Below are 12,859 nucleotides of genomic sequence, written 5' to 3' on the forward strand. Positions count from 1 at the left end.
CTACCGCGACACCCCGCCGCACACCTCCCGCGGTTGCACGGCACAAGCCTCTTGAACGGCCGGGACGCTTTCACATATCTCCGCCGTCTTGACGCCCACCCGTGCAAAACCAACGAAGGTGCCCCCATGACCGAGGAACGGCTCAGTTTTCAAGCCGAGGTCAGCCGTCTGCTCGACATCGTCGCCCACTCGCTCTACAGCGAGAAGGAAGTGTTCCTGCGCGAACTGGTCTCCAACGCGTCGGACGCCTGCGACCGCCTGCGCTACGCGGCCCTGACCCAGCCGGAACTCTCGGCCGACGATCCGAACCTCAAGGTCCGCCTGCTGGTCGACAAGGACGCGCGGACCCTGACCGTCGCCGACAACGGCATCGGCATGAACCGCGAGGATCTGGTCGAGAATCTCGGAACCATCGCCCGCTCCGGCACCGCCGCCTTCATGAAGTCGCTGGAAGGTGCGGAGAAGGGTGACGGCAAGAAGGACGTCAACCTGATCGGCCAGTTCGGCGTCGGCTTCTATTCCGCCTTCATGGCCGCCGACAAGGTCACCGTCCTGACCCGCAAGGCCGGCGAGGCCCATGGCTGGCGTTGGGAATCCGACGGCAAGGGCGAGTTCACCATCGCCGAGGCCGACGGCCTGCCGCGCGGCACGAAGATCGTCCTGCACCTGCGCGACGGCGACGACGAGTATCTCGACGAAGCGCGCCTGGGCGGCATCGTCCGTAAATATTCCGACCACATCGCCATCCCGATCCTGTTCGGCGAGGGCGAGGACGCCAAGGCGCTGAACAGTGCTTCGGCCCTGTGGACCCGGTCGAAGTCGGAGATCACCGCCGACCAGTACAAGGAATTCTACCACCATGTCGGCCACGCCTTCGACGACCCGTGGCTGACCCTGCATTGGCGGGCCGAAGGGGCGCTGGAATACACCAACCTGCTCTATGTGCCCTCGACCAAGCCCTTCGACCTGTTCGATCCGAAGCGCGCCCACCGGGTGAAGCTGTACGTCAAGCGCGTCTTCATCACCGACGCGGCGGAGGGGCTGATCCCGCCCTATCTGCGCTTCCTGCGCGGCGTGGTCGACAGCGAGGATCTGCCGCTGAACATCAGCCGCGAGATGCTGCAGCACAACCCGATGCTGGCCAAGATCAAGGCCGGCATCACCCGGCGCGTCCTGTCGGAGCTGTCGAAGAAGGCCAAGGACAGCGAGAACGCGGCCGAATACGACAGCTTCTGGGAGAATTTCGGCGCGGTGCTGAAGGAAGGCCTCTATGAGGACTACGAGCACCGGGACGAGCTGCTGAAGCTGCTGCGCTTCCGCACCACCGCCGGCGAGGATCTGGTCTCGCTGGAGCAGTATGTCGCCCGCATGAAGGAGGGCCAGGACGCCATCTACACCATCAGCGGCGACGACATCGACACCCTGCTGCGCAGCCCGCAACTGGAAGGCTTCAAGGCCAAGGGCGTCGAGGTCCTGCTGCTGACCGACCCGGTGGACGAGTTCTGGATGCCGTCGGTCGGCGTCTATGACGGCAAGCCGTTCAAGTCGGTGACCCGCGGCGGCGCCGATCTCGGCAAGATCAAGGGCGAGGAGCCCGAGAAGCCGGAGGAGAAGACGCCGGAGAGCGAACTGACCGACCTGCTGGCCCTGCTGAAGCTGACCCTGTCCGACGTGGTGAAGGATGTCCGCAAGTCCGAACGCCTGACCGACAGTGCCGTCTGTCTGGTCGCCGACGACAACGACATGGACATGCATCTGGAACGCCTGCTGAAGCAGCACAAGCAGCTGAACGGCGAGGTCGGCAAGCGCATTCTGGAGATCAACCCGTCCCACGCCCTGATCAAGCGGCTGGCCGAACGGGCCAAGGGCAGCGGCGCCACCGACGCGCTGGAGGATGCGGCCTGGCTGCTGCTGGATCAGGCCCGCATCGTCGAGGGCGAACCCCTGCCCGACCCCGCCGCCTTCGCCCGCCGCCTGGCGAGCGCGATGGAGAAGGGACTGGCGTAAGGCAGCGTCACCAAGTCATATGGCGGCGGCATCGGCCCCTGCGGTATCGATGCCGCCGCCATACATACCGAGGAATTTTCATCCAGCGCCCCAATGTATGTATTTCGCGAGTTCTTCGCGCAATGAATGGCCTACATGGATGTTCACTTCATTTCGAGTGAGGGCACGCTCTCCAACTGGGTTGTTCATTAAACTAATGTCTTGAATCCTCTCCTGACCTTCTCTATAAGAGAGGGGTAAAGTGATCGGCTTTGTGACGGGGGACGATTCACTCTGTTCCCGGGTTACTTTTCCAGCAGCATCGGTCAAACTCATGCCCCACGACACTCCCAAGCCCGCAGCGGCTGATCGCCGGGAGCGCACTCTCGACGATCTGAAGATGAAGAATTTCTCGCGGGAGCATGACGATGATCGCGTCCTGGATTATCTGGCACGCAACAGGCAAAAGCTGATTGAAGCTGGTTTGCGCCGCTATGATGAGATCACGAATTAATACGTCGCGTATTTAATTCAACGTGCAAATGGCAGCCCATTACGGCTGCCATTTTTGCAAATAGGCTCAGGAATCCTACACTTGTGTTCTGTCGACGATTTCAAGCCGTCTGACTCCAAGCGCCTTAAGCGCATCCAGGCTGTTCGGGAAACAGCAGAAATCGCCTTGGAGTTGTACAATGCGATCTCCACAAGAGACCGCAAGCTAGGCGAACCAATTCTACTGAAAGAAAGCGGAATTGAAGCGCTTGTCGAAAAATACTTTCGAAATGTTGCAGCATTCAAAATCAGAAATGATTACAAGCTGACTGACCGCATTAATCAGGAAAAAATATGCGCCCTTCTTCTAAGGACATGCGCTCACGGAAGATGGGATGATATCTTCGGTATTAAGCAAAAATACCCTCCACATGACTTTATGGAAAAGCTGTATAATGAATTTTCCTTTATACTGATATGTGCCTTTGCAGGGGTTCCGGATACTGCAGGCATGGGGTCTATACAACGAGACTTTCAAATCTGCATGCACCAGAAACAATTCATGCCTGACGAATGGGCCTGCCTGATGATGACGGCGTTTGTCAAAGCTTACGGCCAGCGACTCGACAATACCGACTGATAATTACCCCCGCCCGACCCGCTCCGGCGGGAAGACCAGCGACATGACGGTGCCCTCGTCGCGGCGGCTGACGACGTCCAGGCGGCCGCCATGCAGTTCGATCAGGCGCTTGGTCAGCGGCAGGCCCAGCCCGGTACCGACCTGGGTGCGAGCCAGCGCGCTGTCGATCTGGCCCCAGGGTTCCAGCGCCTTAGCCAACTCCTCCCCGCTCATGCCGATGCCGGTGTCGTGCACCGACAGCCACAGCGTGCCGTCGGCCGCCACGCGGGCGCCCAGCGTCACCACCCCGTCGACCGGCGTGAACTTCACCGCATTCGACAGCAGGTTCAGCAGCATCTGGCGCAGCTTGCGTTCATCCGCGCGCAACGGCGGCAAGTCCGTGGGCACGGCGGTGACGATGCGGACGCCATGGCGCCCCGCCCGTTCGGCCAGCAGCCGCCCCGTGCCGATCGCCACCCGCACCACGTCCACCGTCCCGTCCACCAGCTCCAGCCGGTCGGCATCGGCCTTGGACAGGTCGAGCAGGTCGTTGATCAGCTCCATCAGGTGCCGGCCGCTCTCGGCGATGTCGCGGGCATAGTCGCGGTAGAGCGGGATGGCGTGCGGTCCTGCCACCTCCTGCTCCAGCAGCTCGGCGAATCCCATCATCGCGGTCAGCGGCGTGCGGATCTCGTGGCTCATGTTGGCGAGGAAGGCGGTCTTGGCCCGGATCGCCCGTTCAGCCTGCCGGCGCGCCTCCTCCAGCTGGCGGGCACGCAGATCCGTCTGTTCGGCGGAGCGCGCCATCAGCCCGGTCACCGTGCCGACCCCCAGATAGCGGCCCTGGTCCACCACCAGGAAGCCGGTCACCAGCGCCGCCGGCTTCAGCCGGGCCAGCCGCCGTCCGATCTCCGCCAGCGGGGTCGTCCCCTCCACCAGCAGGGGATGCCGGTCCATGAGAGCGGACACCTCTACAATCGTGGCATCCATTCCCCCGTCCGGCGGAAGACGGCTGCGCTCCAGCAGGCCGACAACGCAGCCCTCGCCGTCGACCACCGGCAGGGCGGGCAAATCGGGCTGGCGGTTGAAACGGGCGGCGGCGGCGGCACAATCCTGTCCGTGCACCAGCGGCGGCACCGGAACCGCCAACCCGGCGGCGGTGAAGGCGGGTTCGTCCATGTGCGCCTCCGGCATGGCGGCCGCGGCGGGAAGCGGCGGATCGAATGGCGTCACGGCGTCTCACCCCCTCCCGTCTCCGGCGCGATCATGCCCGGTCGGCACCGGTCGCAGGATGCGCGGCGCTCCACCGGCAAAACCTAGCAGCGGATTATGAGCAATTGGTTTCCGCTCCGACCATCCACGCCGCCACAGGCCCATACAAAAGTCCTATAACCATGGAAGGAAAGGCTTTTGCACGTTCGTCCGTCCGGCCGTGACCTGGGCATTTGAGAATGGTTCCGAAACACAGTATGATGGTCGGGTATTCGGGGTGCCGCGTTCGGCCGACCGGGCTTGTCCGTCCGGCCGGCCTTCGCTGTCGGCATCCCGGGCATCAGGGAGACCCGGAGGGGCGATCCGCCGCCCGTCACACAGAACAGGATTACAGGGGATGTCCATGCCCTCGCGCCTCGAAGAATTGTGCGTGAAGAAGGGATTGAAGATGACCGACCAGCGCCGCGTGATCTCGCGCGTGCTGTCGGAGGCGACGGACCATCCCGACGTGGAGGAGGTGCATCGCCGCGCATCCGCCATCGACCCGCGCATTTCCATCGCCACCGTCTACCGGACGATGCGGCTGTTCGAGGAAGCGCATGTGATCGACCGCCTCGATTTCGGCGATGGACGCGCGCGCTATGAGGAAGCAAGAACCGATCACCACCATCATCTGATCGATGTCGATTCCGGTGAAGTCATAGAGTTCACCAATGATGAAATGGAACGGCTGAAGGAAAGCATTGCCCGCGAATTGGGCTATGACCTGATCGGCCATCGGCTGGAACTGTACGGCGTCCCGCGCAAGCGACGTGGCGATAAATCTGAGTCTTAACTATACACCGGGCTCTGCGGCGTTGCGCACAAGGGGTGGCGGCTGATTTCGCCCCCACCCGGAATCGCCACACGCGCAACGGGCGGGTCAGGCGGCCATCGCTTGCGGGGTGCATCGGGTGCCGGTCTGGACCTTGCGGGCCGACGGCCCAAGGTTAGGCGAGGAGCAAACCTCACTGACCGGAACCGGCCGCACCATGGATGACCGCCACGACGACCGCCCCGACACCCGGCCCGAAAGCCCGCCGATCCCGTCCGGGGCTGAACCGATCAACGCCCAAATCACCGCCGCGGCTCCTGTTGGCCCGGATCCCGTTCTCGAACGGCTGGACCGCCTGTCGGACCTGCTGCTGCGCCGCATCGACCGGCTGGAGGAGCGGGTCCGCAGCCTGGAGCAGGACAATGGCGAGATCATCAACCTGCTGATCGCCGTCAAGGCCGGTCTGGAGGAGGCTTCCGGCGACCTGATCGCTCAGCTTGAGGACGCCGAGGATGCCGCAGAGGGCGATGAGGGGAGCGAGGACGGGGCTGAGGACGGCCCGCTGTTCGAAACGCCCTGCGGCCCGACGATGCTGCATTGACGGCTCTGCGGCTCGCGGCAGACCGGGATCCGTCCCCAGGGTTGCCGTAAAAGACCTTGCCCGCCGTGCCACGGCGGCCGGATAAACGGCGCATGCAGACCACCCACCTTCCCGATCCCGCGCCCCGGACCAGCCTCGCGCAGCCGGCGCTCCTGCCGGCGCAGCATCTCGAATTGCCGGCCTCCGATTCGCCGGCCTCCGATTCGCCGGTATGCGGCCCGTCCGGCGTCGCGTTCTTCGACTTCGACGGCACGCTGATCCACGGCGACAGCCTGCCGATGTTCGTCGGCGAGGTGATCGGCCGGCGCCGCGCCGCGCTGGCTCTGGCCGACGCCATCCGCTCTGCGATGCACCGTCATGTCCGCGGTCGCGGGCCGGGCTGCGATTTTCCCGGATCGGTGAAGGCCATCTATCTGAAGCGTACCCTGCGCGGCCTGCCGGTGGCCGACGCGCTGGCCGCGGCGGAGCGGATGGTCCCCCGCGTCCGCTGGCACCAGCCCATGCTGGAGGTGCTGAAGGAGCATCGCCGGCAGGGGCGCCGGGTGGTGGTCGCCACCGGCGCGCTCGACCTCTACATGCCCGCACTTCTGCGCGGGCTGGAGGTGGACGACCTGCTGGCCACGGGGATGGAGGTGGCGGACGGCAAGCTGACCGGCAGGCTCAGCACCGCCAACTGCGTGCGACTGGACAAGGCGGAGCGGGTGACCGCCTGGATCGCCGGCAACGGCCCGGTAGCCGCCACCTGGGGCTACGGCAACCACCCCAGCGATCTGCCGATGCTGGCCCTGATGCACAAGGGCGAAGTGATCCGCATTCGACGAAGGTCGAACCGCAGGTAGCAGCCGTTTACAACCCGCCTGCCGCCCCGCATACTCCCAGACGTCCATAAAGAAAACATGATGGACGGAGGGGAAACGTGAGCTTCAGCATCGATGCCGACATCCGGATGCCGGGCTATGGCGGGCGCCGGGCCGTGGTGGCCGATGCCGACCGCATCCAACGCGAGGCGCTGGCCGGCCATCTGTCCGGCCGCGGTTTCCAGGTTTCGCAGACCGACGACGCACTGGAGGCGCTGACCATCATCGGTGCGGAGGCGCCGGTCGTCGCATTGCTGCCGCTGGAGCATGAAGGCGACGAGGGCGACCGTGCCGCGGCGCTGGCGGCGATGCTTTATCCGCAGACGCGCATCCTGATGACAGGCCGGCGCGTGCAGAATGCCCCCTTCCCCATCCTGCCCCGCCCCGTCGACCTGACCGCACTCGACCGCTGGCTGGACGAGACGACGGCATAGGCACAGCCATGAGCCCTGCCGCTTTTCCCTATTGGACGCCGGTGTCTCCGAATCCCGCCACATGCTCCAGCTTTTGCGGGTTGGCGATCTGGTAGATCCGCCGGATGCGGCCGCCGGCTATGTCGAAGGCCAGCACGCTGCGGAAGGATCCGCCCAGTTCGGCCAGCAGCCCCGGTCCGCCATTCACCCGCACCGGCACGAAGCCGAATCCGACACCCCGCTTGCGCTGGACGCCCATCAGGAAGCGGGCGATGCGGTCGGCGCCGAAGAGCGGATTGACCGCCGTCCGCACCATGCCGCCGCCGTCGCTCAGCCATTGGGCATCGTCCGACAACAGGGCCACGATGGCGGCGTAGTCGCGCCGGACGCTGGCCTCGGCGAAGGCATCGGCCAGACGGCGCCCCGCATCCGGATCGCTTATCGTCGCGGCCGGTTCTGCCAGCCGGGCTCGGGCGCGCCGCATGATCTGGCGGCAGGCCTCCACCGACTTGCCGAGGATCGTCGCGATCTCCGCATAGTCGAGGTCCATCGCCTCGCGCAGGACGAAGACCGCCCGCTGGTCCGATGCCAGCCGTTCCAGCAGCAGCAGCATCGCCAGCGGCACCGACTCGGGATCGGCCCCGTCATGCGTGCCGCTCTCCCAACCGGACACCTCCGGTTCGGGCAGCCAAAGCCCGTAATAGCGTTCCCGCGCCACCCGGGCGGAGCGCAGCCGGTCGAGCGCCAGCCGAGTCACCAGGGTGGTCAGAAAGGCGGGGGCCGACCCGACGCTGCCGGGAGCCACCGCGGACCAGCGCAGCCAGGCGTCCTGCAGCGTGTCCTCCGCCTCCGCCACCGACCCGAGCAGCCGGTAGGCCAAGGCGCGCAGCCGCGCCCGCTCGCCCGCGAAGGCGGCGAGCGCAGTCTCCGGGTCGGCCAGCGCCGTCACGCCGCCATCCCCACGGCGGTGCCCTCGATATGCTGGGCGATGCCGATGCGGTTCCAGGCGTTGATCTGCGCAGCCGTCACCGTCAGTTGGGCGATCTGCTCGGCGCTGAAATGGCGTTGCAGTTCCCGGTAGGCTTCGTCGATGCGGTCATGCTGGGCGCGGGTCAGCACCTCGGCCCAGGCGAAGGCGGCGCGTTCGTCGGGCAGAAACAGATCCGACCGCTCCCACTCGGCAAGGGCGGCGATGCGCTGTTCCGACTGGCCGTCGTGGCAGGCTTCCTTGCTGTGCATGTCGATGCAATAGGCGCAGCCGTTGATCTGCGACACGCGCAGGTCGATCAGATGGATCAAGCCGGTCGGCAGGCCGCTGCCGCGGATGGTCTTGGCTGTGGCGTACAGCGTGGCGAACAGGGACGGGGCGTCGGTGGCGACGGTGAAACGGAAAGCCATGGTTCGCATCCTCGTATGGAGTGTCATCGCCCCCATGACGGGGCGACCCGCTCCGGCGTGACGCATGGCAGCCTCGCGCCACGATCAAGGCTGCCATCGCGGTCCTCAGCTCTCCGTCAGCAATTCCACGGCTTCCTGCAGGATGGCGATCTTGGCGGCGAAGCGGCCTTCGGGATCGCTTTCGCCGATCAGCCGTATCATCACGCCCAGGGCATGGGCGACCTGCGGCGCCAGCCCGGCATGGCCCCGCACATGATGGGCAAGACCGGCCAGCGCCGTCCGGTAGGAGCGCCCTTCGAACCCGTCGGTGGCGATCGACTCGAAACGGTTGGCGAGGTCGAGGATCTCGCGGTTGTCATTCATGGTCTTTCCGCCAGATCGGATGAACAGATTCGGAGAATGGTGTCAGACGAACAGCATGGCGCCGCCCTTCGGCGCGTCGTTCAGGAAGGTGACGACCCCGCCGGTGGCGACCGGCACGTCGGCGCGCATCTGCACGCCCTGCGGCAGGCCGAGAGCGCGCAGCCCCATCTCGCAGGCCATCACCGTCACGCCCATGGCGACGCAGGCCTCCAGCAGTTCCTCGAAGGTGGCGAGGCCGTGGGCAGCGAAATAGCGGTCGCGCGCCACCGGCGAGCTGCCGTCGTCGGCGGGGTCCAGATCGTGCCAGCCCAGCACCCCCGGCTCGCTCTCATGCACCAGGGCGCGGAGCGCACGGCCGGTGAAGAACAGCGTGACCTTGCGGTTGGTGGCCGCCGCGGCGCTGGCCATCACCAGCGCGTAATGGACGCGGTCGAAGCCGCCGGCGAACAGGACGATCGACAGGGCCGAGGTGCTCTCGGCCAAGGTGCTCTCAGCCGAGGATTGCGACATGGTGGTGGACATGGTGGGCCGCCTCCCGTCTTTCCCGTCGCGCCCGTCAGTGGGCGGAGAGGTCGTGGATGGTCGGATGATCGCCGCAAAGCGCGCAGTCGGGATCCCGCTTGATGGCGATGCGCTGATAGGACGCATAGAGCGTGTCCATCATCAGCAGACTGCCCGACAGGCTCTCGCCCAATCCCAGCAGTTCCTTCAGCACCTCCGTCGCCTGCAGCGAACCGACGAAACCGGCCAGCGCCCCCAGCACCCCGCCTTCCGAACAGGACGGCACGGTGCCGCGCGGCGGCGGTTCCGGGAACAGGCAGCGATAGCAGGGGTGCGGCGCGCCCAGATGGGCCTTGAAGGTGCTCAGCTGTCCGTCGAAGCGCAGGATCGCCGCCGACACCAGCGTCTTGCCGGCCAGGAAGCAGGCGTCGTTCAGCAGGAAGCGCGTGGCGAAATTGTCCGACCCGTCGGCGACCAGGTCATAGCCGCCGATCAGGTCCATCGCGTTGTCGCGGTTCAGCCGCATCCGGTGGGCTTCCACCCGGACATCGGGGTTCAGCGCGTGGATGCGGGCGGCGGCACTCTCCACCTTCGGGTGGCCGAGCGTCGATTCGTCGTGGATCACCTGCCGCTGCAGGTTCGACAGGTCGACCGTGTCGTCATCGACGATGCCGATGGTGCCGACGCCGGCCGCCGCCAGATACAGGAGAAGGGGCGCGCCAAGGCCGCCGGCGCCGACGACCAGCACCTTGGATCGCAGAAGCCGCTCCTGCCCGATGCCGCCGACTTCCGGCAGCACGATGTGGCGGGAATAGCGGTGAAGCTGGGTGTCCGTGAAGTCCATGGCCGGCAGCATAGCGCAAGGCCGCACCGTTGCGGCAACATTCGATGCGGCATTTTCCAACCGTGGGCGCAGGCCGGCTGCCTTGATGGCCGTGTCAGACCCTGGTCGAAGTGGGCTTCGCTTCCGACGCCCATTGCCGCAGCCGGGTCTGCCGTTCGCGCAGAGTCTTGGAAATGGCGCTTTCCTGGTTCAGTCCCGTCTCGGACAGCTCCGTATTGCGCGGCACGAGGCTCAGCATGAAGTCGGACGGCGACTTCAGGTCGGAAGGCGGGACCACCACCATCGTGTATTGGCCGGGCTCCAGCTTGTAGGTCGGCTTCTGCAGGAAGGTCTGCTGGGAATCGGGCTTGCCCGAGTCGCTGGCGGCGACGACCTTGCCGTCCTTGTCCATCATCGCCCAGCGCGTGTTGGGAAGCGATATGTTGGCGGTGAAGCTGCCGCCCTGCAGGACGTTGAAGGTGTGCTTCTGCACGCCGGTGTCGCCGTTGCCCGGCGGCTGGGCGGTGCCCTTCAGCGTCGCGCCGGCCCCGGTCACCAGGATGTTCTGCCGTTCCGTGACGTCCAGCGAATAATCGCGCACGCCCGCCGCCCGGTTGGCCTGCGAAATGGTCGCCGTATAGGTGCCCGGCCCCAGCCGCGCGGTGGCGTCCGACGCCGATTCCTTCGACCGGATGGTCGTAACCACCTCGTTCCGGTCGTTGCGGATCTCGACGTTGGTGAAGGTGTTGTTGACCTTGAAATTGAACTCGCCGGCCTTGCTGACCGTGAAGGTCTGGGTGTCGGCATTGGCCCCGTCGGCGCCGATCTTGGTCGTCTGCCCCTTCAACTGCGAGAAGGAACTGCTCGACAGGTTCGGGACATAGGTGGCGGCGGTCACATCCGACATGGCGGTCACTCCCCGGCGGCGCGGACGGAAATTGCTCTGCTGACGCCGGAGAGAATAGCGCAAGCCGCGAATTCCGTCAAATTTCGGGCCGGAATTTCGCGGATAGGCTGCGGAGCGGGAGGCGGCATTGCCCCCGCTCCGCAGCGTCGGCGGTTACTCCAACCCTTCGAACAGGGCGGTCGACAGATAGCGCTCGGCGAAGGACGGCAGGATCACGACGATCTGCTTGCCCTCGTTCTCAGGACGCGCGCCGACCTCCAGCGCCGCGGCGAGCGCCGCACCCGACGAGATGCCGACCGGAACGCCTTCCAGGCGGGCGACCTTGCGGGCGGTTTCGAAGGCGCGCTGGTTGGAGATGCGCACCACCTCGTCGATCAGCTCCTTCTTCAGGATGTCGGGAACGAAGCCGGCGCCGATGCCCTGGATCTTGTGCGGGCCCGGCATGCCGCCGGACAGGACCGGGCTGTCCTCCGGCTCCACCGCCACGGCCTTGAAGGAGGGCTTGCGCGACTTGATGACCTCGGCGGTGCCGGTCAGGGGTGCCGCCGGTGCCGACGCCGGAGATCAGGAAATCGACCTGACCGTCGGTGTCCTTCCAGATTTCCTCCGCCGTGGTGGCGCGGTGGACGGCCGGGTTGGCGGTGTTCTTGAACTGCTGCAGCAGGTAGGCGTTCGGGTCGGCGGCCAGGATTTCCTCCGCCTTGCGGATGGCGCCCTTCATGCCTTCCGACGCCGGGGTCAGCACCAGCTCGGCACCCAGCAGCTTCAGCATCTTGCGCCGCTCGACCGACATGCTTTCCGGCATGGTCAGGATCAGCTTGTAGCCCTTGGCGGCGGCGACGAAGGCCAGCGCGATGCCGGTGTTGCCGGAGGTGGGCTCGACCAGCGTCGTGCGGCCGGGGGCGATGGTGCCGGCGGCCTCCGCAGCCTCGATCATGGCGCGGCCGATGCGGTCCTTGACGCTGGCCAGCGGGTTGAAGAACTCCAGCTTGCCGAGGATCTGGGCCTTGACCCCGGCATCCTCGGCGAGGCGGTTCAGCCGCACCAGCGGCGTGGCGCCGATCGTATCGAGGATGCTGTCATAGATCTTGCCACGGAATTCGGGTGCAGCCATGATTCCACCTCTGCGATTTGTGTTATAAGTGAGTTCAACACCCCGGGCCGAGCATTATCCAGCGCGGGTGGCCTGTCAAACGGGAAGTAGGGTTCAAACGGGAAGTGGGGTCGCCGGCCCGGCCGTGCGACCCTGCTGATTCCAGTTGAAGCCCCAGCCGAGGTTTCAGATCGTGAAGTCGATCCGGTCTTCGGTTTCGCTTTCCACCCCGGCGCGTCGGGCGCGCATGCACAGATCCTCCACCGTGATGGTGTCGAGCTTCGCCATGCATTCCTCCTGCAGCTCGCCCCACAGCGGACGCACGACCTGATGGCCGAGGATCGAGCCCGCCGGCTCCTCGATCGGGTCGGTGGCGGTCTCCATCGACCGGACCACCCGCACGATCTCGCCCAGCGTGATCCGCCGCCGCTCGCGCGCCAGCCGGTAACCGCCGCGCGGCCCCCGCACGCCGGCCAGCACGCCTTCGCGCACCAGCTGCTGCAGCACCTGCTCCAGGTAACGCTTCGGGATGCCCTGGCGCCGGGTGATCTCCCCGGACTGAACCGGCTCGGTGCCCGCGTTGTAGGCGATGTCGAGGACCGCCTCGATGGCGAACATCAGCTTCTTGGAGATGCGGAGCATCACGAGCGACTCCCGGTATTCTGACTGTGCGTGTCGCGGCAGCAAGGGAACCGACGGATCCTGCCGGCACCGGCCTCGTACCGGTCCGCAGGTGGAAACGTCGTCATCTCCCCCAATCCCGCCTGTTGGTTAAAAGCG

At 65.9% G+C, this 12,859-nt stretch carries 15 protein-coding genes and 1 pseudogene; 7 read left to right on the forward strand and 9 right to left on the reverse strand.

The annotated features are described in order from the left end of the window. Window positions 1–126 precede the first annotated feature (126 nt). From htpG to F1643_RS00600, 3 genes are all read left to right on the forward strand, one after another. A complete protein-coding gene (gene htpG, locus F1643_RS00590; RefSeq protein WP_194909817.1) occupies window positions 127–2,007 on the forward strand; it encodes a molecular chaperone HtpG in 1,881 nt (626 codons plus the stop codon). A gap of 241 nt (window positions 2,008–2,248) precedes the next feature. Continuing rightward, window positions 2,249–2,500 (forward strand): hypothetical protein, encoded by a 252-nt coding sequence (locus tag F1643_RS00595; protein WP_194909819.1) that lies wholly within the window; start codon window positions 2,249–2,251, stop codon window positions 2,498–2,500. 81 nt (window positions 2,501–2,581) lie between these two features. Further along, entirely contained in the window at window positions 2,582–3,118 is a 537-nt protein-coding gene (locus F1643_RS00600) for a hypothetical protein (protein WP_194909820.1), read from the forward strand. A gap of 3 nt (window positions 3,119–3,121) precedes the next feature. On the opposite strand, the gene F1643_RS00605 is transcribed toward F1643_RS00600, so the two are convergent. Beyond that, entirely contained in the window at window positions 3,122–4,330 is a 1,209-nt protein-coding gene (locus F1643_RS00605) for an ATP-binding protein (protein ID WP_194909824.1), read from the reverse strand. 382 nt (window positions 4,331–4,712) lie between these two features. On the opposite strand from F1643_RS00605, the gene F1643_RS00610 reads away from it, so the two are divergent. The 4 genes from F1643_RS00610 (at window position 4,713) to F1643_RS00625 (ending at window position 7,015) form a co-directional block, all read left to right on the forward strand. Beyond that, the gene (locus F1643_RS00610) at window positions 4,713–5,144 is read left to right on the forward strand and encodes a Fur family transcriptional regulator (protein WP_194910129.1); all 432 of its coding nucleotides are present in this window, start codon (window positions 4,713–4,715) and stop codon (window positions 5,142–5,144) included. A 196-nt stretch (window positions 5,145–5,340) separates the two neighbouring features. Beyond that, complete coding sequence (locus F1643_RS00615) at window positions 5,341–5,724, forward strand: hypothetical protein (RefSeq protein ID WP_194909826.1); 384 nt, start codon at window positions 5,341–5,343, stop codon at window positions 5,722–5,724. A 92-nt stretch (window positions 5,725–5,816) separates the two neighbouring features. Continuing rightward, complete coding sequence (locus tag F1643_RS00620; RefSeq protein WP_194909828.1) at window positions 5,817–6,563, forward strand: HAD family phosphatase; 747 nt, start codon at window positions 5,817–5,819, stop codon at window positions 6,561–6,563. 77 nt (window positions 6,564–6,640) lie between these two features. Continuing rightward, complete coding sequence (locus tag F1643_RS00625; protein ID WP_194909830.1) at window positions 6,641–7,015, forward strand: response regulator; 375 nt, start codon at window positions 6,641–6,643, stop codon at window positions 7,013–7,015. Window positions 7,016–7,043: 28 nt separating this feature from the next. Here the strand turns inward: F1643_RS00625 and sigJ are convergent, their stop codons facing one another. The 8 genes and pseudogenes from sigJ to F1643_RS00665 form a co-directional block, all read right to left on the reverse strand. Continuing rightward, window positions 7,044–7,943 (reverse strand): RNA polymerase sigma factor SigJ, encoded by a 900-nt coding sequence (sigJ, locus tag F1643_RS00630; RefSeq protein WP_194909832.1) that lies wholly within the window; start codon window positions 7,941–7,943, stop codon window positions 7,044–7,046. Next, complete coding sequence (locus tag F1643_RS00635) at window positions 7,940–8,392, reverse strand: carboxymuconolactone decarboxylase family protein (RefSeq protein ID WP_194909834.1); 453 nt, start codon at window positions 8,390–8,392, stop codon at window positions 7,940–7,942. The genes sigJ and F1643_RS00635 overlap by 4 nt, the downstream gene beginning before the upstream one ends. Before the next feature lie 105 nt (window positions 8,393–8,497). Then, window positions 8,498–8,755, reverse strand: a complete 258-nt coding sequence (locus F1643_RS00640; protein ID WP_194909836.1) for a hypothetical protein — start codon at window positions 8,753–8,755, stop codon at window positions 8,498–8,500. Window positions 8,756–8,797: 42 nt separating this feature from the next. Beyond that, window positions 8,798–9,277, reverse strand: a complete 480-nt coding sequence (locus F1643_RS00645) for a DsrE family protein (protein ID WP_194909838.1) — start codon at window positions 9,275–9,277, stop codon at window positions 8,798–8,800. A gap of 34 nt (window positions 9,278–9,311) precedes the next feature. After that, window positions 9,312–10,100 carry a molybdopterin-synthase adenylyltransferase MoeB gene (locus F1643_RS00650; protein ID WP_194909840.1) on the reverse strand — a complete coding sequence of 263 codons (789 nt, stop codon included), beginning with the start codon at window positions 10,098–10,100 and terminating at the stop codon, window positions 9,312–9,314. Window positions 10,101–10,194: 94 nt separating this feature from the next. Next, window positions 10,195–10,986 (reverse strand): hypothetical protein, encoded by a 792-nt coding sequence (locus F1643_RS00655; RefSeq protein ID WP_194909842.1) that lies wholly within the window; start codon window positions 10,984–10,986, stop codon window positions 10,195–10,197. 153 nt (window positions 10,987–11,139) lie between these two features. After that, window positions 11,140–12,100: pseudogene (gene cysK / locus F1643_RS00660) on the reverse strand (cysteine synthase A). Between the two features lie 165 nt (window positions 12,101–12,265). After that, window positions 12,266–12,721, reverse strand: a complete 456-nt coding sequence (locus tag F1643_RS00665; RefSeq protein ID WP_111067213.1) for an Rrf2 family transcriptional regulator — start codon at window positions 12,719–12,721, stop codon at window positions 12,266–12,268. Window positions 12,722–12,859 lie beyond the last annotated feature (138 nt).

Source organism: Azospirillum sp. INR13 (assembly GCF_015390205.1).
Lineage (GTDB): Bacteria > Pseudomonadota > Alphaproteobacteria > Azospirillales > Azospirillaceae > Azospirillum.